At 69.7% G+C, this 19,841-nt stretch carries 19 protein-coding genes and 1 pseudogene; 11 read left to right on the top strand and 9 right to left on the bottom strand.

The window, feature by feature from the left end:
- Positions 1-33: 33 nt before the first annotated feature.
- The 3 genes and pseudogenes from SSP24_RS26025 (at position 34) to SSP24_RS26015 (ending at position 2,783) form a co-directional block, all read left to right on the top strand.
- Positions 34-1,014, top strand: coding sequence for a quinone oxidoreductase family protein (locus SSP24_RS26025; RefSeq protein ID WP_141312125.1), 981 nt, complete (start codon positions 34-36; stop codon positions 1,012-1,014).
- Positions 1,015-1,078: 64 nt separating this feature from the next.
- Positions 1,079-1,315: pseudogene (locus SSP24_RS26020) on the top strand (hypothetical protein); the annotation flags it as partial.
- Positions 1,316-1,397: 82 nt separating this feature from the next.
- Positions 1,398-2,783 (top strand): serine hydrolase domain-containing protein, encoded by a 1,386-nt coding sequence (locus SSP24_RS26015; protein ID WP_141312124.1) that lies wholly within the window; start codon positions 1,398-1,400, stop codon positions 2,781-2,783.
- A gap of 118 nt (positions 2,784-2,901) precedes the next feature.
- Here the strand turns inward: SSP24_RS26015 and SSP24_RS26010 are convergent, their stop codons facing one another.
- The gene (locus tag SSP24_RS26010) at positions 2,902-3,354 is read right to left on the bottom strand and encodes a GNAT family N-acetyltransferase (protein ID WP_141312123.1); all 453 of its coding nucleotides are present in this window, start codon (positions 3,352-3,354) and stop codon (positions 2,902-2,904) included.
- A gap of 9 nt (positions 3,355-3,363) precedes the next feature.
- The gene (locus SSP24_RS26005; RefSeq protein ID WP_141312122.1) at positions 3,364-3,822 is read right to left on the bottom strand and encodes a MarR family winged helix-turn-helix transcriptional regulator; all 459 of its coding nucleotides are present in this window, start codon (positions 3,820-3,822) and stop codon (positions 3,364-3,366) included.
- Positions 3,823-3,963: 141 nt separating this feature from the next.
- Here SSP24_RS26005 and SSP24_RS26000 point away from each other — a divergent pair, with 141 nt between their 5' ends.
- Together SSP24_RS26000 and SSP24_RS25995 are read left to right on the top strand one after the other, a co-directional pair.
- Positions 3,964-5,172 (top strand): MFS transporter, encoded by a 1,209-nt coding sequence (locus SSP24_RS26000; RefSeq protein ID WP_141312121.1) that lies wholly within the window; start codon positions 3,964-3,966, stop codon positions 5,170-5,172.
- 153 nt (positions 5,173-5,325) lie between these two features.
- On the top strand, positions 5,326-5,748 hold the full coding sequence (locus SSP24_RS25995; RefSeq protein WP_141312120.1) for a GlcG/HbpS family heme-binding protein: 423 nt from the start codon (positions 5,326-5,328) through the stop codon (positions 5,746-5,748).
- 68 nt (positions 5,749-5,816) lie between these two features.
- Here the strand turns inward: SSP24_RS25995 and SSP24_RS25990 are convergent, their stop codons facing one another.
- A complete protein-coding gene (locus SSP24_RS25990; protein WP_141312119.1) occupies positions 5,817-6,683 on the bottom strand; it encodes a GNAT family N-acetyltransferase in 867 nt (288 codons plus the stop codon).
- Between the two features lie 1,244 nt (positions 6,684-7,927).
- Between SSP24_RS25990 and SSP24_RS25980 the strand changes: the two genes are divergently transcribed.
- Positions 7,928-9,538 carry a globin domain-containing protein gene (locus SSP24_RS25980; RefSeq protein WP_373306687.1) on the top strand — a complete coding sequence of 537 codons (1,611 nt, stop codon included), beginning with the start codon at positions 7,928-7,930 and terminating at the stop codon, positions 9,536-9,538.
- A gap of 27 nt (positions 9,539-9,565) precedes the next feature.
- On the opposite strand, the gene SSP24_RS25975 is transcribed toward SSP24_RS25980, so the two are convergent.
- The 5 genes from SSP24_RS25975 to SSP24_RS25955 all read right to left on the bottom strand — a co-directional run bounded on the left by SSP24_RS25975 (position 9,566) and on the right by SSP24_RS25955 (position 13,320).
- On the bottom strand, positions 9,566-10,048 hold the full coding sequence (locus SSP24_RS25975) for an NUDIX domain-containing protein (RefSeq protein WP_141312118.1): 483 nt from the start codon (positions 10,046-10,048) through the stop codon (positions 9,566-9,568).
- Between the two features lie 109 nt (positions 10,049-10,157).
- The gene (locus SSP24_RS25970) at positions 10,158-11,063 is read right to left on the bottom strand and encodes a LysR family transcriptional regulator (protein WP_141312117.1); all 906 of its coding nucleotides are present in this window, start codon (positions 11,061-11,063) and stop codon (positions 10,158-10,160) included.
- A 228-nt stretch (positions 11,064-11,291) separates the two neighbouring features.
- Positions 11,292-12,449, bottom strand: coding sequence for a cystathionine gamma-lyase (locus SSP24_RS25965; RefSeq protein WP_141312116.1), 1,158 nt, complete (start codon positions 12,447-12,449; stop codon positions 11,292-11,294).
- Positions 12,446-12,937, bottom strand: coding sequence for a low molecular weight protein-tyrosine-phosphatase (locus SSP24_RS25960; protein ID WP_141312115.1), 492 nt, complete (start codon positions 12,935-12,937; stop codon positions 12,446-12,448). Before SSP24_RS25960 ends, SSP24_RS25965 begins: the two co-directional genes overlap by 4 nt.
- A gap of 5 nt (positions 12,938-12,942) precedes the next feature.
- Complete coding sequence (locus SSP24_RS25955) at positions 12,943-13,320, bottom strand: phage holin family protein (protein WP_141312114.1); 378 nt, start codon at positions 13,318-13,320, stop codon at positions 12,943-12,945.
- Positions 13,321-13,378: 58 nt separating this feature from the next.
- Between SSP24_RS25955 and SSP24_RS25950 the strand changes: the two genes are divergently transcribed.
- From SSP24_RS25950 to SSP24_RS25935, 4 genes are all read left to right on the top strand, one after another.
- Positions 13,379-13,696, top strand: a complete 318-nt coding sequence (locus SSP24_RS25950; protein WP_141312150.1) for a cupin domain-containing protein — start codon at positions 13,379-13,381, stop codon at positions 13,694-13,696.
- A gap of 152 nt (positions 13,697-13,848) precedes the next feature.
- Positions 13,849-14,061: a DUF5326 family protein gene (locus SSP24_RS25945; protein ID WP_141312113.1), complete on the top strand. Its 213-nt coding sequence runs from the start codon at positions 13,849-13,851 to the stop codon at positions 14,059-14,061.
- Positions 14,062-14,346: 285 nt separating this feature from the next.
- Positions 14,347-15,072 (top strand): IclR family transcriptional regulator, encoded by a 726-nt coding sequence (locus SSP24_RS25940; RefSeq protein ID WP_141312149.1) that lies wholly within the window; start codon positions 14,347-14,349, stop codon positions 15,070-15,072.
- 100 nt (positions 15,073-15,172) lie between these two features.
- A complete protein-coding gene (locus SSP24_RS25935) occupies positions 15,173-15,610 on the top strand; it encodes an SsgA family sporulation/cell division regulator (protein WP_141312112.1) in 438 nt (145 codons plus the stop codon).
- Between the two features lie 83 nt (positions 15,611-15,693).
- Here the strand turns inward: SSP24_RS25935 and SSP24_RS25930 are convergent, their stop codons facing one another.
- The gene (locus SSP24_RS25930; RefSeq protein WP_141312148.1) at positions 15,694-17,217 is read right to left on the bottom strand and encodes a YibE/F family protein; all 1,524 of its coding nucleotides are present in this window, start codon (positions 17,215-17,217) and stop codon (positions 15,694-15,696) included.
- 728 nt (positions 17,218-17,945) lie between these two features.
- On the opposite strand from SSP24_RS25930, the gene thiC reads away from it, so the two are divergent.
- Positions 17,946-19,757, top strand: a complete 1,812-nt coding sequence (gene thiC, locus SSP24_RS25920) for a phosphomethylpyrimidine synthase ThiC (protein WP_141312111.1) — start codon at positions 17,946-17,948, stop codon at positions 19,755-19,757.
- Positions 19,758-19,841: the final 84 nt, after the last annotated feature.

The following is a 19,841-nucleotide window of genomic DNA, read 5'->3' as shown; positions in this document are numbered from 1 at the left end:
ATCGTTGGGTCTCCCAATGACCTGGAGGTGCGCATGCGGCGGGTTCGTTTCTATGAGTACGGCGGTCCGGAAGTGCTCCGCGTCGAAGACGCGGAGGCCCCCAAGCCCGGCCCGGGGGAACTGCTGGTCCGCACGGAAGCCATCGGCGTGACCCTTCCCTCCGTGCGCAAGGTTCGCGGCGAGGACGGCAGGACGCCGCTACCGGGAGTCCTTGGAGGCGAGGTCGCCGGAACGGTGATCGCACTCGGCTCGGACGTGACGGATTTCGAGGTCGGCGACCGCATCACGTCGCTCACTTTCAGCGGCGGCTCGTACTGCGAACTGGCAATCGCCCCCGGCTTCATGGCGAGCCGCATACCGGACGGAGCGAGCGCCGTCCAGGCCGTCGCGCTCGTGCGCAGTGGACACGTCGCCCTCGCCGCCCTCGCCACGGCCCGCCCCCTGGTGAGCGAGTCGGTCCTCATCACGGGCGCCGCGAGCGGAGTGGGGCATCTCGCGGTCCAACTGGCCAAGCTTCAGGGCATTGAACGGGTCGTCGCGGCGGTGAGCTCACACACCAAGGCGGAGTTCCTCCGCGGTCTCGGCGCCGACGAGATCGTCACCTACGACAGCAAGCACTGGGGGGAGCCAGTCGACGTCGTCCTGGACGGAGTCGGCGGAGATCTACTCCCACGCGCCCTCTCTGCCCTTGCACCCGGCGGGCGACTCGTCTTCTTCAACTCGGGCGGCGGCACCGTTCCCGCCTTCGACCTCCTGGCAGGATCGAAAACCATCACCGGGCTCACCATGGCGAGGTTTGCCAACACTCAGCGTGAGCTCTATGACCAGCATGGCGAGGAGCTGTGGAAGCTAACCATGTCCGGGCAGTTGCAGCCGGCCATTCACGCCCAAATTCCGCTGGCTGATGCGGCACGAGCGCACGAGATCATCGAAGCCCGTGCCAACCTCGGCAAGGTCGTCCTCCTGCCCGGAAATGACGCGGCGGTGAGGCAGAACTCATCGGCCAAGCCATGAGACAACCAGAGAAGCCGCAGTTCACGGGAAGCCGCTGCTAGATTCGGCGGCCATCTGTGGACATGATTGTGAATCACGGTTGCTGACAGAGGGCGGTACGGCCAACGAGGGGCTCCACAAGGGGGATTACTGCGAGAACGAGCGCGACTGGCCCGAGGCCCTGGCCGTGCTCGGGCTGTCCGTGCCGGTGTCGTCGGCAGGCGTGGCGCTCTTCACCACCGGCACGGTGAGCCGGCGGATGAGCGCGCACGCCGAGGCCATGCGCGAACTGGACAAGATCGCGGACGCCCGGAAGGCGTAGCTCTCATGGTCGGTCATCGCCAGGCTGCTGCGCGTGGGGAAATGTGCTCGACGTCTGTCGTCCGGCCGGATGGACTGAGGGCATGACTACATCTCAGGAAGAGTTGCTGCCCGCCACGCGCCGGGCGTTGCTGCACCGGCTTGCCGTGGCTCAGTCCGAGGGACGTGCCCCGTCGATGGTCGCGGCGGTCGTGCGGGGCGGGCGTGCCGTGTGGCACGGGGCGCGGACGTCGGTGGACGGGCAGGTGCCCAACGAGAACGTGCAGTACCGGATCGGTTCGATCACCAAGACCTTCACCGCGGTTCTGGTGCTGCGGTTGCGCGACGAGGGCCTCGTCGACCTCGGTGACCGACTCGAGAAGCATCTGCCGGGCACGAGTGCCGGTGAGGCCACCATCGCCGAACTGCTGGCACACACCAGCGGGCTGGCCGCCGAGTCCCCTGCGCCGTGGTGGGAGCGCAGCCCGGGCTCACTGCGCCCGGAGCTGGCCGACGTACTCGGTGAACAGCCCTTCCTGCATCCGGCCGGGCGGCGTTTCCACTACTCGAACCCCGGCTACACGTTGCTGGGCGCGCTCGTCGAGAGGCTGCGCGGCGCCCCCTGGGAAGACGTGCTGCGGCGCGAGGTGCTCGAACCCCTGGGTCTCGACCGGACGAGTGCGCAGCCGTCGGCGCCGCACGCCGGTGGCTGGGCGGTGCATCCATGGGCCGATGTGCTGCTGCCGGAGCCCGCTGAGGATCTCGGGCGGATGGCTCCCGCCGGTCAGCTCTGGTCGACCACCGGGGACCTGGCCCGGTTCGCCGTGTTCCTCGCGCAGGGCGACGAGCGGGTGCTGAGTGCGCAGACCGTACGGGAGATGCGGGCGCCCGCGGCGCCGGCCGAGGCCGCGGATGTCGCGGACGGGGTGACGTACGGACTCGGGCTGCAGATCCAGCACCGGGACGGTCGGCTGCTCGTGGGCCACTCCGGCTCGCTGCCGGGCTTCCTCGCGAATCTCACCCTGAGCGTGGCGGACGACGTGGCGGCGGTGGTGCTCGCCAACTGCACCTCCGGTCCACTGCTGTCGATGGTGGGTGCCGACCTCGTCCGCATCGTCGCCGAAGCCGAGCCACGCATCCCCGAACCGTGGCGCCCGTTGCCTGAAGTCGACCCGTCCGTATTGGAGTTGGCGGGTCAGTGGTACTGGGGGACGTACGCCTTCGGTCTGCGCCTCACCGGAGGAGGTGGGGTGTCGCTGGAGCCGCTGTCCGGCAAGGGGCGTGGCGCCCGCTTCCGGGCCAATGGGGACGGCACCTGGACAGGGCTGGAGGGCTACTACGCCGGAGAGGTGCTGCGGCCCGTACGGCGGGCTGACGGGTCCGTGAGCCATCTGGACCTCGGGTCGTTCGTGTTCACGCGTCAGCCGTACGACGAGACAGCGGATGTGCCGGGTGGAGTGGACCCGGAGGGGTGGCGGGGGATCGGTTAGGCGTCCGGGCTCAAGGCGCGGGGCGAGGCCATCTCAAGGTGCGGAGGAGTGGCCATGTTTCACGTGAAACATGGCCCTTCGTTGCGCAGGGTCCGCTCGCTTCTCCAGGGCCCAGAGCTCAGAGCTGGAGCTTGAAACCCACGTGGGACGCCGTGAAGCCAAGCCGTTCATAGAAGCGGTGGGCGTCCACACGGGAGTTGTCGGACGTCAGCTGCACCAACTGGCAACCCTGTCGGCGGGACTCCTCGATCGCCCACTCGATGAGCTGGGTACCGAGCCCGCTTCCGCGCTCGTCGGCGTGGATACGGACCCCCTCGATGATCGACCTGGTGGCGCCACGTCGGGAGAGCCCGGGAATGATCGTGAGCTGAAGCGTGCCGACGACTCGGCCCTCGCGAACGGCGACGACGAGGCGCTGGTTCGGGTCGGCGCCGAGGCGCTCCAGCGCGGCCCGGTACGGGGTCAGGTCGTCCGGTGACTCCCGCTGCGCGCCCAGCGTGTCGTCGGCGAGCATGCCGACGATCGCGGGGAGGTCGTCCGTGACCGCGGCTCGTATCTCAAGATCTCCCATGCCCGCACCCTATGCGGGCACGCTCACCGACTCCACGACCCGGACCAGCGGGGCCAGCTCGGGGTTCTTGGCCGCCTCGTCGAGCGCCTCACGCAGGGCGGCGTCATTGGTCGGCCGCGCATCCTCCAGCAGCTTCAGGCCCGCCTCGGTCACGTTCGTGTAGATGCCACGGCGGTCGGTGGGGCACAGATACCGCTCCAGCAGACCGCGGTCCTCGAGCCGGGTGACCAGCCGGGTGGTGGCGCTCTGACTGAGGACGACCGCGTCGGCGACCTGCTTCATCTGCAGATGCCCGCCGTCGCCGTCGTGCTGCCGGCTGAGCACGTCCAGCAGGGAGTACTCGCGCACGCTCAAGTCGTGCCCGGCCTGCAGGGCGCGCTCGATGTGCGCCTCGATCCTGCCGTGCAGCAGAGCGAGGGCGGACCAGCCCTGGGCGAGGGCGGTGAGTGCGGGGTCCGTCGCTGTCATTGGCGTTTCCTCCGTCCCGGAGCGGCTGAATCCAGGATAGAGCAACCGTGCAATAGCCTGCGGTTGCATATAGCCCGCGTCTGCAACTATTGTGGACGCACGCAAAGCGCTCCTGCAATCGTCTGGGAAGGGTATCCCCCCATGCCTCTCGCGCTTCTGGCCCTCGCGATCGGGGCCTTCGGAATCGGCACGACCGAGTTCGTGATCATGGGCTTGCTGCCTGAGGTCGCGACCGACTTCGGGGTCTCCATCCCGACAGCCGGCTTCCTGGTGACCGGCTACGCACTCGGCGTGATGTTCGGCGCCCCGCTGATGACCGTGCTCGGCACCAAGGTCTCCCGCAAGCGGATGCTGATGGTGCTGATGGGTCTGTTCATCGTCGGCAACCTGCTCTCCGCCCTCGCCCCCGCCTTCGCCGTGATGCTCATCGGCCGGGTGGTCGCCTCACTCGCCCACGGTGCCTTCTTCGGCATCGGCTCGGTGGTCGCCGCCGAGCTGGTCGCTCCGGACAAGAAGGCCGGAGCCATCGCGATGATGTTCACCGGCCTCACCGTCGCCAACGTCGTCGGCGTCCCGCTGGGCACGCTCGTCGGACAGTCCCTGGGCTGGCGCGTCACCTTCACCATCGTCGCCGCGCTCGGTGTCGTCGGCCTGGTCGGCATCGCCAAGCTCGTCCCCGAGATGCCCAAGCCCGAGGGTGTTCACCTTCGGCACGAACTGGCCGCCTTCAAGAACGTCCAGGTCCTGCTCGCCATGGCGATGACCGTCCTCGGATTCGGCGGCGTCTTCGCGGCCATCACCTACATCGCGCCGATGATGACTCACGTCGCGGGCTTCGCCGACGGCTCCGTCACCTGGCTGCTGGTCCTGTTCGGCCTCGGCATGGTCGGCGGCAACCTGGTCGGCGGCAAGTTCGCCGACCGCGCCCTGATGCCGATGCTGTACGTCTCCCTGAGCGCCCTCGCGGTCGTCCTCGCGCTCTTCACACTCACGGCGTACGACAAGGTCCTCTCGGCCGTGAGCATCGCGCTGATCGGCGCCCTGGGCTTCGCGACCGTCCCGCCGCTGCAGAAGCGCGTCCTCGACCAGGCGCACGGCGCCCCGACTCTCGCCTCCGCCGTGAACATCGGCGCCTTCAATCTGGGCAATGCCCTCTCCGCCTGGCTCGGCGGCCTGGTCATCGCGGCCGGCCTCGGCTACACGGCTCCGAACTGGGTCGGCGCCGTCCTCGCCGCGGCCGCTCTGCTCCTCGCCGTCCTCTCGGCCGCGCTGGAGCGTCGTGAGAGCACCCCGAGTGCCGTCGTCGCAGCCGGCGTCCCCGCTGAGGAGCGGGCCGCCATCCGCCACTGAACGCGCCGGACGCCGCAGGACCGTACGCCCCGCCGTACGCCCCCCACCGTCCGATCACCACTGAACCGAGCCGGGGCCACGCGGGGCCAGGGCCGTCCCCGCGCCGCCCGGCCGAACCCCGACACCAGCAATACATGCAAGGAGAAACCCGCAATGAGCACCACCACCGCCGTCGCGCCGCTGACCATCCAGGACGCCGAGGTTCTCGTCACCGCGGCCCGTCGCGCCGCCGAGGCCGCCGGAGCGACCGTCAGCGTCACCGTCCTGGACGCCGGCGGGCACCTGCTCGCCTTCCGGCGTGACGACCGGGCCGTGCTGATCTCCGGAGAGACCAGCACCCGCAAGGCGTACACCGCCCTCCAGCTGAACGCGCCGACCGCCGATCTCGTCGACGCGGTCAAGCCCGATGGGCCGTTCCACTCCCTGCAGACCGCGCTCGACCGGCCGCTGCTGTTCATCGCGGGCGGCCTGCCGATTCACCGTGACGGACGGCTGATCGGTGCCATCGGAGTGGGCGGCGGCGCCCCGGAGCAGGACCACGGCTTCGCCACGGCCGCCGTCGAGGCGCTCGCCTGACGGCAGCTCCATTCGTCGACGACAGGACGCCGGTTCCCCACGGGACCGGCGTTCTCCCTTTCCGGACCTCAGCCCGCTGCCACCGTCAGCGGAGCGAAACGCCGACGCCAGTCACCCGGGAGTTCCGCCACCCCGTACGTCATCACCGCGTTGAAGGCGACCGATGCCATGCCGCGCTCCTTCGCCCACGCGACCAGCTCCTCGTGCCGGACGTCGATGTCGGTGCGCAGCGGGCGGTCGGTGTGGGCGGCGAGCGAGGCGATCAGCGCCTTCGCGGTCTCCGTATCCTGGGCGATCAGCGGGCCGACGACATGCGTGTTCATGTTGGGCCAGGCGGCCGCGTAGCCGATGATCCGGCCGTCCTCCTCGGCGACCCGAACCTGGTCGGCAAAGGCGGGCAGGCGCGTGATGATGTGCGTGCGGTCGGCGCCGAACACCTCGGCGTCGATGCGGAGGATCTTGGCGAGGTCCTCGCCGGTTGCGGGGCGGGTGGCCACTCTGAGCTCGGGTCCGCCGGGCATGAAAAAGCCGCGCAGCATTTCTGCGCGGCCGGTGACCTTGAAGCCGAGTTCTTCGTAGAGCGGGCGACCGTTCGGCGTGGCGTGCAGAGTCAGTGGCGTGGTGCCCATCGTCGACACCACGTGCTGCATCAACCGGCGCCCGACGCCCTGGCGTGCGTGCCGCTCGGCGACCAGCACCATCCCCACGGCTCCCAGCTCCGGGCGTTCCTGCGGTCCGTACTCGGTGACCGCACAGGCGGCCACGAGCCCTCCCTGAGGGTCGTCGATGCCGTATCCGGTCCCGGCGGTGAGGAGGAAGCTCCACTTGTGTTCCTCGCGCGGCCACCCCCGGTCCTCGGACAAGTCCGCGCAGGCCTTGAGGTCGCGACGGGTCAGACGGCGAATCGGCAGAGCAGCGAGGGAAGGAGTAGGCACGCAGGTCAGGCTGTCTGACCGGTGCCCTTGACGTCCACCTGTTTCGGCAGAGAGGTACGCCCTTTTGGCCAACTCGTGGGCGAATGCGGGGCACATGGACAAGCGCGGGGTGTTTCACGTGAAACATCGGCGAACGTCGAGCATCCATCCGTGTCACCGAGAGCAGGATCTGTGGGATGCCTACGAATTGGTGCGGCACGCGCCGTAATTGGGGGAATCGCTGGATCGCCCCATAGTCAAATTCGTGGTCGTGGAAGGGGGGACTTGTGTGCGGGGCGGTGGCCGGTATGGTCGACTCCGGTTCCCTGTATGGGATGCGGAGCACGCTTCCCGTTGGGGCCGGGGACAGGGCAATGCAGCCTAACGGGACGGAGAGATCGAAGACCCGCATTCTCGGTTAAGCGACCGGGGCGTCCATGTGAAGTGGGACGCTGCGGTGAGAACACTGCGGCCAATGTCACACTCTCGTCCTACTTGTCCGTACGCGGCGGGAACAAGAGTTGACTATGGCTGCGTTGGCCGCGACGCCGAACGGGAACAGCAGCCGGCTGCGGAGGAAGCAGGCATCTTCCAACCGAGGAAGTGCGCAGACCGACCGAAAGATGTTCGAGGCGAGGCACACCATGGACGCTCCGACCACCACGTCGGACGGCAACGGCACTTCGGGCGGCGGGGGCGGCTGGTTCACGCCGCGGAAGAAGCCGGAGCCGACTCAGGGGACCGAGCGGGAGGCCACGGACGGCCGCCGCCTCGCCGGCATGCGCCCGGTGGGCCGGGCCACGCCAGGACCCGACTCGGGCGCGCCCACCGGTGAGGCCGTACCGGACGCCACCTCGCAGCGCACGGAGCAGCACGGACATCTCGAAGTCGACGAGCCGCTTGCCCGGCCCTACGTCGCCGAGACCTTCTCCCAGCCGCATACGACTGACCCGGCTGCCGACGGCCAAGCCCACCCGACCCTCGGTGTCCCGCCCGCCGGTGACACAGCTGACGCTGAGCCGACGCCCCACATACACGGCACTGGCGCGTCCCCCTGGGTGCGGGCGGCAGAGACACCGGGAGGGGCCCCCGCTCCTGATGCGGTGACCGGATCGCGGCCCCCGGAGCCGCACGAGCGAACGCACGGCCCGGGGCCGCTCGGGCCGCCGCAGACGCCGCAGGCAGCACCGTGGGAGGGCTTCGCCGCGTCACCCGCCCACAGTGCGGGGCCCGCCGCCACCAATGTCGCGGCGGATCAGAAGCGAATAACCCGGGCGGCCACATCCACGCCCGCGCCGCCCCCGACCCGCACCGAACCGCAGCCCTCCGACCAGCGCACGGCGGCCCTCACCGAGGCCCCGCCCGCCCCGCACCGCGTGCCCACCCAACGCCTCGCTCCGGCGGGCCACCCCGAGCCGTCCCTGTTCACTGCCGGGGGGAAACCCTCCGCCGCTCCGGCCCCGCACACCGAGCCGTCCACCGCCCCGGCGGCCCCGCACAGCGAGCCGTCGAGCCCCGCCCCGCAAGCACAACCGCAGGCACCCGGCTCCGCCGCCGCGCAACCCCAGCCGCAGGCACCCAGCCCCGCCCCGCAAGCACAACCGCAGGCACCCAGCTCCGTCCCGCCCCCACAGCCGGACGCGCCCAGCTCCGCCGCCCCGCACCCGCACGCCAGACCAACCGGCACCGCCCCGCAAGCCGCCCCCTCCAGTCCGGCCCCACACGCCGAGCCGTCCACCACCCCCGCCCCCCAAGAGGACGCCTCCCCGGACGCCGTCCTCATCCGGCGCACCATGTCCACGGTCGCCCCCGTCGCCGACAAGGTCACCTCGTACTTCTACGCCCTGCTCTTCGTCCGCCACCCCGACCTGCGCTCCCTGTTCCCCGCCGCGATGGACGCCCAGCGGGACCGCCTGCTCAAGGCGTTGCTGACGGCGGCCGAGCACATCGACAACACCGACGTGCTCGTGCCCTATCTGCAGAACCTGGGCCGCGGCCATCGCAAGTACGGCACGCAGCCCGAGCACTATCCGGCCGTCGGCGAGTGTCTGATCGGGGCACTGAGCCGGTACGCCGAGTCCGTCTGGGACGACGAGACGGAGGCGGCCTGGGTACGGGCGTACACGACGATCTCGCAGGTCATGATCGACGCGGCGGCCGCGGACGAGCTGCGCGCCCCGGCCTGGTGGTACGCGGAGGTCGTCTCGCACGACCTGAGGACCCCGGACGTCGCCGTCATCACCGTCCGCCCGGACCAGCCCTATCCCTTCCTCGCCGGGCAGTACACGAGCCTGGAGACACCGTGGTGGCCGCGCATATGGCGGCACTACTCCTTCGCCTCCGCGCCCCGCTCCGACGGACTGCTCAGCTTCCATGTGAAGGCGGTCCCGGCGGGCTGGGTCTCCAACGCCCTCGTGCACCGCGCCCGGCCCGGCGACGTCATCCGCCTCGGCCCACCCGCCGGTTCGATGACCGTGGACCACACCACCGACAGCGGCCTGCTCTGCCTGGGCGGCGGCACGGGCATCGCGCCGATCAAGGCCCTGATCGAGGACGTAGCCGAACACGGCGAGCGGCGACCGGTCGAGGTGTTCTACGGCGCCCGCACCGACCACGACCTGTACGACATCGACACGATGCTCAGGCTCCAGCAGACGCACCCATGGCTCTCCGTACGCGCGATCATCGACCAGCAGGCGCACATCCAGCTCCCCGACGCCATAAGGGAGTACGGTCCCTGGAACGAGTACGACGCCTATCTCTCGGGCCCGCCCGGCATGATCCGCAGCGGCGTGGACGTTCTGCGGGACGTCGGCATCCCGTCCGAGCGCATACGGCACGACTCCGTGGAGGAGCTGGTCGCCGCCAGTAGCTGACGGGTGCGACACCGAACGCCGACCAGCTCAGCCCAGATCGGGCGCGTGCATTGCCCGTACGCCCTCGATGTTCCCGTCGAGGTAGTGCCGCAGCGACAGCGGGACAAGATGCACGGAGGCGATCCCGACGCGGGTGAACGGCACTCGTACGATCTCGTACGCGCCCATGGGCTCGTCGACCTCGGGACCGTGCCGCAGGGACGGATCCATGGATTCGAGTCGGCAGACGAAGAAGTGCTGTACCTTCACGCCGGTCGCCCCGCCGTCCTCGCCGATGTGCTCGACGGTGTCCACAAAGCACGGCACGACATCGGTGATCTTGGCGCCCAGCTCCTCGTACACCTCGCGGTGCAGGGCGTGGACGACGGTGGGGTCACCGGGGTCGACCCCGCCACCGGGAGTGACCCAGTAGGGATCGACACCGGGCTTGGTGCGCTTGATCAGGATCAGGTCGTCACCGTCCAGAAGAACGGCGCGGGCGGTGCGCTTGACCACGGGTCGGACGGTCATGGGAGAAATGTGGCCCGACATGTTCCACGTGAAACATCGCGGATCGTCACCCGCCGGGCCCGGGGAGTGAAGCCGCCATGCGCCTGGACCCACACCCGCCTCGCCCCCTTCAGCACCAGTCAGTGGCCGCCCGCTGCAGCCACTCGTGCGCCCGCGCGATATGCGGCATGGCCAGCGTTCCGGTGCGCACCACCAGGAAGTACGTCCGCAGGGGCGGTACCGCCGGTTCGTGCAGGGCGACCACCTTGCCGCGCTCCAGGGCGGGCGCGCACAGATAGCGGGGCAGCACCGCGAGCCCCGCGCCCGCGGCCGTACAGGCCAGGACGGCACGTAGATCGGGGACGATGACGGTGCCGGATGCGGCCGGGCGGGAGTCGAAGACGGAGGCCCAGTAGCGGGCGACGAAGGGCAGCGACTCGTGCACCTCGACGACGGGAAGGTTCTCCAGGGCGGGCGCGCCCTTGTCGCGCAGCGCCCCGGTGTCGATCTCTTCCGCCCAGCGCGGAGCAGCGACCAGGATGTGCTCCTCGTCGCAGAGCGCAGTCGCGGTGAGCAGGGCGCCGCGTGGGCGGGCCGTGCTGATGGCCAGATCATGATGGCCGGCGGCCAGCCCCTCCAGCGTCTCCTCCGCGTTGCCGAAGGAGGCGCGCAGGGCGAACCCCTGGCCGTCCTCCCCGGTCAGTTCCACGAGCGCGGGCAGCGCCCGCTCGGCGGTGAACTCCGGGGGCCCGGCCAGATGCAACGTACGTAAGGACGACTCGTCGTCGAGCCCGCTCTCGGCGATCTCCACCAGCGCGTCCAGATGCGGAGCGGCCTTGTGCGCGAGCTCGTCGCCCATGGTCGTCGGCGTCACACCGCGCGCCTGCCGCAGGAACAGGGGACGGCCCAGCTGCCGTTCGAGGGTGCGGATCTGTGAGGTGACGGCCGGCTGGGAGAGGCCCAGCAGGGCGGCGGCGCGGGTGAAGGAGCCGGCCCGGTGCACGGTCACGAACGTGCGCAGCAAGGCCAGATCCATGGCGCCCCCCACCCCTTCCCGTGCGCTGCTCCCACCCCTGAGGCAGGGCCCAACTATAAATAAGTCGATAGGTCTCTGTCGCTACAGTGATTGGACACTGACAGAGAGTCAACTAGCCTTGGTCGCGCGGTTCTTCGCGCGCGGAACCGAGGACGGTCCGAGCCACGAGGGGGGAGGCTCGGACCGTCCGTCTTGCGTAGTCGGACCCCCACCGGGCGTCCGTGAGCGTCACTGCGCCGACTCGTCCAGTGCGCGCAGCACATCCGCCACCAGGTCCTTGGGGTCCTCGGCGCCGACCGACAGCCGGATGAAGCCCTCCGGCACCGCGTCCCCTCCCCAGCGCCCGCGCCGCTCGGCGGTGGAGCGCACTCCGCCGAAGCTCGTGGCGTCGTCCACGAGCCGCAGCGCGTCGAGGAAACGGTCCGCACGCGCGCGCGTGGGCAGCGTGAACGACACCACGCACCCGAAACGGTGCATCTGCTGCGAGGCGATCTTGTGCGACGGGTCGCTCATCAGCCCCGGGTAGCGCACCCCGAGATCCTCGTGCCAGTCGCGCAGCGCCTCGGCCACCGCCAGGGCGCCGGCGTTCTGTCGCTCGACGCGCAGCTGGAGCGTGGCGATCGACCGATGTGCGAGCCAGGCCTCCATCGGTCCCGGAATCGCTCCGACGATCTTGCGCCAGCGACGTACGGCGGCCATGGCTGCGGCGTCGCGGCCGACGACGTACCCCAGGAGGATGTCTCCGTGCCCGGTGAGCTGCTTGGTGCCGCTGGCGACGGAGAAGTCGGCGCCCAGTTCCAGCGGGCGCTGTCCGAGTGGTGTGGCGAGCGTGTTGTCGACGGCGACCAGGGCCCCGCGCGCGTGTGCCGCCTCGGCGAGCCGCCGGATGTCGCACACGTCGAGCCCGGGGTTGGACGGGGTCTCGATCCACAGCAGCTTCGCGCCGTCCAGGACGTCGAGCTGGGCGTCGCCGGCGGTCGGCGCGGTGCGCACCTCGATGCCGTACGCCTCCAGCTGCGCGCGCACCAGCGGCAGCGCCTGGTAGCCGTCGCTGGGCAGCACGACCGCGTCGCCCGTGCGCAGCTGCGAGAAGAGCACCGACGAGATCGCGGCCATCCCGGAGGCGAACACGAGCGTCTCGACGCCGTCCCGCCCGGGTGCCTCCAGTTCGCCGATCGCCCGCTCCAGGTGCGTCCAGGTCGGGTTCTCGTCACGGCCGTAGGTGTACGGTCCCGTGGACTCGCCCGGCAGATGGTAGTGGGCGGCGAACACCGGACCCGGCAGGGTCGGCTCGTGCTTCACCGGCTCGGGCAGCCCCGCCCGCACCGCGCGCGTGCCCTCGCCGACGCCCCCCTCCGCGCTCGTACCGCGTGCAGAACCGCTCATGCCGCCCGTCCTTCCAGGTGCTCGCGTACCGCGGCGAGCAGTCCCGTACTCGCCGCCTCCACCATCTCAAGGCACTCCTCGAAGCCGTCCCGGCCACCGTAATAGGGGTCCGGAACGTCCAGGTCGTCGCCCGCGGCGGGATCGTAGGAACGCAGCAGGCGCACCTTCGCAGCCTCCTGCTCGGTGGGGGCGAGGCGGCGCAGCGCCTTCAGGTGCCCGGAGTCGAGCGCGATGACGAGATCGAGCCGGGAGAACCACGACGGCTGGAACTGCCGTGCGATGTGCTCACTGCCGTAGTCGTGCTCCCGGAGCACGGCCACGGTGCGCGGGTCGGCCGGTTCGCCCTCGTGCCAGCCGCCCGTGCCGGCGCTGTCGACCTCGACGAGGCCGTCCAGCCCGGTTTCCGCGATCCGGGCGCGGAAGACGGATTCGGCCATCGGGGAGCGGCAGATGTTGCCGGTGCAGACGAAGCTGATGCGGTAGGTCATGGCGCTCAGTCCCGGTCCGGGAGGACGACGTTGAGCGCCCAGGAGACGATCGAGATGATCAGGCCGCCCAGTACGGCCGTCCAGAAGCCCTCGACATGGAAGCTCAGGTCGAGCTTGTCGGCGAGCCACGAGGTCAGCAGCAGCATCAGCGCGTTGACGATCAGGGTGAACAGGCCGAGGGTGAGGATGAGCAGCGGCAGGCTCAGCAGCTGCACGATCGGCTTGACCACGAAGTTCACGAGGCCGAAGATCAGCGCGACCAGGATCAGCGTGCCGACCTTCTTCCCGGTGCTGTCCCCGGTCAGGGTGATCTTGTCGAGCAGCCATACGGCGACCGCCAGGGCGCCCGCGTTGGCGATCGTCTTGACTACGAAATTCATCATGTGTCTGATCGTGGCAGACGAGATCGGTTACGAATACGGGCGCGAGGGCGACGAGGCGATGAAGGCATTCCGGCTGGACGAACTGGAGGCGGAGCGCGCCGCCAACGAGGGGGCCTACCTTCAGTTTCTGCGGGAGCGGAACATGTCGGTTGGTCTGTACGCGCTCAACGCGGGCGAGCACGACCCGCAGAAACCGCACAACCAGGACGAGGTGTACTTCGTGGTGAGCGGCCGCGCCGCGATCACCGTCGGTATGGAGACCACCGAGGTGGCCCGCGGCAGCGTGGTGTACGTCCCGGCCGGGGTGGCCCACAAGTTCCACCACATCAGCGAGGACCTGCGGGTGCTTGTGGTGTTCTCGCCGCCCGAGAACTGACCCGTCGGCTCGGGGTTCGTGGCTCTCGCGTCCCCGGATTCCCTAGGGGATCGATCAGGGGAGGACAAGGGCTGCGCGGCACCCGTCGGGCACCTCGCCGGCCCTAGCATCGAAGCAGGACATCACAGTGGAGAGAGAGAAGGGCGAGGGCGATGCGAGAGATCTTCGCGGGTCTGCCGTGGTGGGTGAAGTGGATCGCGGTGCCGGTCATCGCCCTGGTCGTGTTCGGCGGCGTGATAGCCAACGTCGTGGGCTTCGTGATCGGACTGCTGTTCAAGCTGCTGGTCTTCGTGGCCCTGGTCGGCGGACTCATCTACGTCGTACGGAAGTTCACGACGAACTCCTCGTCGCGTGGCGACTGGTAACAGATGTGGGTGACGGGAGCCGGTAACAGGAATGACCGGTTCCCTCGGGGGAGGGAAGTTTCCGGGCGGACGGTCTGAGAGCGGTGGCAGGCCAATAGAGTCCGGAACCCGACGCGGGGGCGACCCCGCGAGCGGCGTACACACCCGTACACCCCCTCCCGTGCACCCCTTGCACGGGCTGCCCCCCTCGCGCTTCGGGAGTGACCCTTGGCCACGGCAGACACCGCACCCGCAGATCCCTACGCACCCCCCACGCCCCGGCACAACGCCACCCTCATCGGGTCCGTGCAGCGCGCCATGCGCCTGCTGGAGGCCGTCGCCGAGCACGAGCACGGCGCCCCCGCCAAGCAACTGGCCCGCGAGACCGGCGTCGCCCTCCCCACGACGTACCATCTGCTGCGCACCTTGGTGCACGAGAGCTATCTGCGCCGTGAGAAAGGCCTGTTCTTCCTCGGCGAGGCGGCCGAGCGGCTGAGCAGCAGCGGAGCCCAGCAGAAACGTCGCAGCACGGTCAACGCGGCCCTCGCACGCTGGCGGGATTCCATCGGCGTGCCCGTGTACTACGCGATCTACCGCGACGGCGAGATCGAGGTCATGTGCGTCTCCGACACCCCCGGCAATCCGGCGGTGGAGGAGTGGGCCGACTTCCGCGAGACCGGCCACGCGCACGCCATCGGACAGTGCCTTCTGTCCCAGCTGGACGAGAACACCCGCCGGGACCACCTCGACCGCTATCCCGTGCAGTCGATCACCCCGTACACCGTCCGCGACGGCCGCGCCCTGCTGCAACGACTCGAACGAACGAGCCGGATGGAACCGGTGACCGAGCGCCAGGAGTACGCGCTGGGGACGGTGTGCGCGGCCATTCCGATCACTGTGGGTGACAGTGCGGGGACGATGGCCATCTCGCTCCCCAGCCACCAAGCGGACCGACTGCTTCCCGCAGCCCGGCAGTTGCAAAGCGAGGTGGGCCGTGCGCTCGGGTCACTCGCGATCTCTATCAGTATCTGAAAACTCACTCCTTGTGATCTGGTGTGTACGTTCAGCAAGATGCCACCAGGTATCAGAGGTTCATTCCCGGCCAATCGAACGGCAAGTGACGGGGTAGGCGATGCGCGAGTCCGTACAGGCAGAGGTCATGATGAGCTTTCTCGTTTCCGAGGAGCTCTCCTTCCGCATCCCTGTGGAGCTGCGCTACGAAACGTGCGATCCCTACGCCGTGCGGCTGACCTTCCATCTGCCCGGGGACGCCCCGGTGACCTGGGCCTTCGGGCGGGAACTGCTGATCGACGGGGTCGGGCGGCCGTGCGGGGAGGGCGATGTACGGGTCTCGCCGGTCGATCCCGAGTCGCTGGGCGATGTCCTGATCCGGCTTCAGGTCGGCTGCGACCAGGCGCTGTTCCGCTCCTCCACGGCCCCGCTGGTCGCCTTCCTCGACCGCACGGACAAGCTCGTGCCGTTGGGCCAGGAGGGCTCCCTCGCCGACTTCGACGCCCATCTCGACGAGGCGCTGGACCGGATTCTGGCGGAGGAGCAGAGCGCGGGGTGAGGCGTGCGATGAGGGCGTTGGCGTAACGCTTCGCCTGAGGTCATTGGGGTTGCTGTGACTACGGCTGCGCAGGCTGTCGGTACTCAGCGCTTGCGCCGCCGTCCCCTCCCGCTGCGGGCCGGCACCGGAGCTTCGTGGCCGCCGGCGTCGGCAGCCGCGCGTGTGTCGGCCTCCTTGCCGGGCCGGTCGGCCGACACCACCAGCGCCGCGAGGGCCGTGGTGACCGGCACCGAGGCCACCAGGCCGATCGAGCCGACCAGCGTGCGCACGATCTCCTCCGCGACCAGTTCGCTGTTGGCGACCGTCCCCACGCTGCTCTGGGCGATGGAGAAGAGCAGCAGCAGCGGGAGCGCGGCGCCCGCGTAGGCGAGGACGAGGGTGTTGACGACGGAGGCGATGTGGTCGCGGCCGATACGGATGCCGGCCCGGTACAGCCCGCGCCAGCCCATCGTCGGGTTGGCCTCGTGCAGCTCCCAGACCGCCGAGGTCTGCGTGACCGTCACATCGTCGAGCACACCGAGCGAACCGATGATGACGCCGGCCAGCAGCAGACCGCTCATGTCGATCGACGGGTACAAGCCGTGGATGAGCCCGGTGTTGTCGTCGGTGTTGCCCGTGAGCGCGGCCCAGCCGATGAACAGCGAACCGAGGATGCCGATCAGCAGCAGCGAGATCAGCGTGCCGAGAACTGCCACGGATGTTCGGGCCGACAGCCCGTGGCACAGATACAGGGCGATCAGCATGATGGCGCTCGCCCCGACCACGGCCACGACCAGCGGGTTCGAGCCCTGCAGAATCGCGGGCAGAATGAAGAAGTTGAGCACCATGAAGCTGATGGTCAGCGCGACCAGCGCCATCACGCCGCGCAGCCGCCCGACGGCCACGACAGCCAGTGCGAAGAGGCCGGCGAGCAGGGCCATCGGGAGTCGGCGGTTCACGTCGGTGACCGAGTACTGCAGGTCTCTGGGCGCGGAGGGCTCGTAGGCGACCACGACCTTCTCGCCCTGGTGCAACTGCCGTGACTGGTCCGGCTGCACGATCTCGGTGAAGGTACGGCCCTTGTCGTTGCCGGTGTCGATCCGGATGGTGGCCCGCTTGCAGGTGCCGTTCGCCTGCTGCTGGGCGGAGGATCCCTCGGCGGTGGAGGTGTCGCCGTTCGGTGTCTCCGCCGAGGCGTTGACCGAGTCGCAGGGCAACTCCTCGATCCTGGTGACCGTTGCCTGCTGGGTCTGCCGGTCGAAGCCGACGCCGGTGCGCTCGTGCGGAGGGGCACCGCCGGGCCACAGCACGGCGAGGCCGACCACGACGGCCGCGGCGAAGGGGATGAGTACCGCGGCGATGACCTTGCGCAGGTGCATGGAGACGGGGGCGGCGGGACCGTGCGCGTGACTGTGCGAGTGGCCGTGCCCGTGTCCGCCGCCGTGTCCCTGTCCGCCGCTGGGGCCGTGTCCTGGCCCGTCACCGGGACCGTGGCCGTGCCCTTGGCCGCTGCCGCTGCCGCTGCCGCTGCCGCTGCCGCTGCCGGGACCGTGTCCTTGCCCGCCGCCGGGCCCGGAGCGCCCGTGGCCGTCACCCGCGCCGGAACCGTGCCCCTGGCCACTGCCCAGGCCGGGGCCGTACCCCGGCCCCTCGCCATGACCGGAGCCCTGCCCGGGAACGCCCCCGGCACCCGCCCCGTGCTCATGCCAGCCACCCGGGCCAGAGCGGTGCCCCTGTCCGCCCTCGGCAACGGGACCCGCCCCCGGCCCTCCACCGCCGCGGTACCCGCCCACAGAGCCGTACACACGGCCGCCGGGACCGTGGCCGGCACCATGCTCAGGACCACCGCCGAACCCGGGTCCATGACCCGGCCCCGTGCCAGGAGCGCCGCCGAACCCGGATTCACGACCCGGCCCCGTGCCAGGAGCGTCAGCCCGCCCCAGGCCCGCCCCCGTGCCAGGAGCGTCACCCCGCCCCATGCCCGGTCCTCTGCCTGAAGTACCACCCCCACCCATGCCCGAGCCGCTTCCCGACCCCATGCCGGAGCCGGTTCCGCGCGGCGGTTCGTGCGGCGGGAACGGGGGCTGCTGATTCGTGGTCACCGACCGATCATCGCAAGAACGACCGGGGCCCTCTGTTCACCGCGCCCGAATTGACGCTAGCGTGGGGGCACCTTTGTACACGCGGGAGCTCGGAGCACCGGGCTGAGAGGGCGCTGACCTCCGTCTTCGCGATGTTTCACGTGGAACATGACTCGGCCCGAGTGATGTTTCCCATGAAACGCCGACAGACGGAAACCGCTGCGTCGACCGCCGAACCTGTTACCGGGTAATGCCGGCGTAGGGAGATAGGTCTCATGGCCAACAAGGACGCACGCACGCCTGCCTCCACCCAGAACGCGACCAACGACGCGAGCAACGGCGAGGCCGGGAAGTCCATCGGCTGGCACAAGGCGTACGTCGAGGGCTCACGCCCCGACCTGCGCGTGCCGGTCCGCCAGGTGCACCTCACCAACGGGCAGTCGGTCACGCTGTACGACACCTCCGGCCCGTACACCGATCCACTCGTCGACACCGACGTCCGGCGCGGCCTGCCGCCGGTGCGGGAGAACTGGATCATTGCCCGCGGTGACACGGAGGAGTACGCGGGCCGTCCCGTCCGTCCCGAGGACGACGGAATCAAGCACACCTCGCCGCGCGGCGGGCTGCGCAACCTCGACGCGGTCTTCCCCGGCCGCCCACGTCTGCCGCGCCGCAGCCGCGACGGACAGGCGGTCACGCAGCTGGCGTACGCCCGCCGGGGCGAGATCACGCCCGAGATGGAGTACGTGGCCATCCGGGAGAACATCTCGCCCGAGGTCGTACGGGAGGAGATCGCGGCGGGCCGGGCCGTACTGCCCGCGAACGTCAACCACCCGGAGATCGAGCCGATGATCATCGGCAAGCGGTTCCTGGTGAAGGTCAACGCCAACATCGGCAACTCGGCGGTGACGTCCTCCATCGAGGAGGAGGTCGAGAAGATGACCTGGGCGACCCGCTGGGGCGCCGACACGGTCATGGACCTGTCCACCGGCCGCAACATCCACACCACCCGCGAGTGGGTGCTGCGCAACTCCCCCGTCCCCATCGGCACGGTGCCGCTCTACCAGGCGCTGGAGAAGGTCGACGGCAAGGCCGAGGAGCTGACCTGGGAGATCTACAAGGACACGGTCATCGAGCAGGCCGAGCAGGGCGTGGACTACATGACGGTCCACGCGGGCGTACGCCTGGCGTACGTGCCGCTCACCGCCAACCGCAAGACCGGCATCGTCTCGCGCGGCGGCTCGATCATGGCGGCGTGGTGCCTGGCGCACCACAAGGAGTCGTTCCTGTACGAGAACTTCGAGGAACTCTGCGAGATCCTCGCCGCCTACGACGTCACGTACTCGCTGGGCGACGGGCTGCGCCCCGGCTCGATCGCGGACGCCAACGACGAAGCACAGTTCGCGGAGTTGAGGACACTCGGGGAACTCAACCGGATCGCGAAGCGTTTCAACGTGCAGACCATGATCGAGGGCCCGGGACATGTCCCGATGCACAAGATCAAGGAGAACATCGACCTTCAGCAGGAGATCTGCGATGAAGCTCCGTTCTATACGCTCGGCCCGCTGACGACGGACGTCGCGCCGGCGTACGACCACATCACCTCCGGCATCGGTGCCGCGATGATCGCCTGGTGGGGCACGGCCATGCTCTGCTACGTCACGCCCAAGGAGCACCTGGGCCTGCCCAACCGCGACGATGTCAAGACCGGCGTCATCACCTACAAGATCGCCGCTCACGCAGCCGACCTCGCCAAGGGGCACCCCGGTGCGCAGGAATGGGACGACGCGCTGTCCGACGCCCGCTTCGAATTCCGGTGGGAGGACCAGTTCAACCTCGCCCTCGACCCGGACACGGCACGTGAGTTCCACGACGAGACCCTCCCGGCCGAGCCCGCCAAGACGGCGCACTTCTGCTCGATGTGCGGGCCGAAGTTCTGCTCGATGAAGATTAGCCAAAGCATCACAGAGCGGTTCGGTGCTGCGGCTGAGGGGGCGTCGCCGGAGGAGATCGCCGCGGGGATGCTGCAGAAGTCGAAGGAGTTCGCGGCGAGCGGGAACCGGGTGTACCTGCCACTGGCGGAATAGTCGGAGCCCTACAGAACGGCCCGCGCCTCTTCGAGCAGTCGCGGGTCGTCCTGCTCCGCTTGGAGGGTGCGGATTGCGACTCCC

The sequence above is a fragment of the Streptomyces spinoverrucosus genome (assembly GCF_006539505.1).
GTDB classification, from domain to species: domain Bacteria; phylum Actinomycetota; class Actinomycetes; order Streptomycetales; family Streptomycetaceae; genus Streptomyces; species Streptomyces spinoverrucosus.
The sequence above is the reverse complement of the archived record's forward strand: the minus strand, read 5'-3'. Positions and strand labels throughout refer to the sequence as shown.

Coding starts and splice junctions, on each gene's coding strand:
- SSP24_RS26025 (WP_141312125.1), top strand. CDS start 34: ATGCGGCGGGTTCGTTTCTATGAGTACGGCGGTCCGGAAGTGCTCCGC.
- SSP24_RS26015 (WP_141312124.1), top strand. CDS start 1,398: ATGACTACATCTCAGGAAGAGTTGCTGCCCGCCACGCGCCGGGCGTTG.
- SSP24_RS26010 (WP_141312123.1), bottom strand. CDS start 3,354: ATGGGAGATCTTGAGATACGAGCCGCGGTCACGGACGACCTCCCCGCG.
- SSP24_RS26005 (WP_141312122.1), bottom strand. CDS start 3,822: ATGACAGCGACGGACCCCGCACTCACCGCCCTCGCCCAGGGCTGGTCC.
- SSP24_RS26000 (WP_141312121.1), top strand. CDS start 3,964: ATGCCTCTCGCGCTTCTGGCCCTCGCGATCGGGGCCTTCGGAATCGGC.
- SSP24_RS25995 (WP_141312120.1), top strand. CDS start 5,326: ATGAGCACCACCACCGCCGTCGCGCCGCTGACCATCCAGGACGCCGAG.
- SSP24_RS25975 (WP_141312118.1), bottom strand. CDS start 10,048: ATGACCGTCCGACCCGTGGTCAAGCGCACCGCCCGCGCCGTTCTTCTG.
- SSP24_RS25970 (WP_141312117.1), bottom strand. CDS start 11,063: ATGGATCTGGCCTTGCTGCGCACGTTCGTGACCGTGCACCGGGCCGGC.
- SSP24_RS25965 (WP_141312116.1), bottom strand. CDS start 12,449: ATGAGCGGTTCTGCACGCGGTACGAGCGCGGAGGGGGGCGTCGGCGAG.
- SSP24_RS25960 (WP_141312115.1), bottom strand. CDS start 12,937: ATGACCTACCGCATCAGCTTCGTCTGCACCGGCAACATCTGCCGCTCC.
- SSP24_RS25955 (WP_141312114.1), bottom strand. CDS start 13,320: ATGATGAATTTCGTAGTCAAGACGATCGCCAACGCGGGCGCCCTGGCG.
- SSP24_RS25950 (WP_141312150.1), top strand. CDS start 13,379: ATGAAGGCATTCCGGCTGGACGAACTGGAGGCGGAGCGCGCCGCCAAC.
- SSP24_RS25945 (WP_141312113.1), top strand. CDS start 13,849: ATGCGAGAGATCTTCGCGGGTCTGCCGTGGTGGGTGAAGTGGATCGCG.
- SSP24_RS25935 (WP_141312112.1), top strand. CDS start 15,173: ATGCGCGAGTCCGTACAGGCAGAGGTCATGATGAGCTTTCTCGTTTCC.
- thiC (WP_141312111.1), top strand. CDS start 17,946: ATGGCCAACAAGGACGCACGCACGCCTGCCTCCACCCAGAACGCGACC.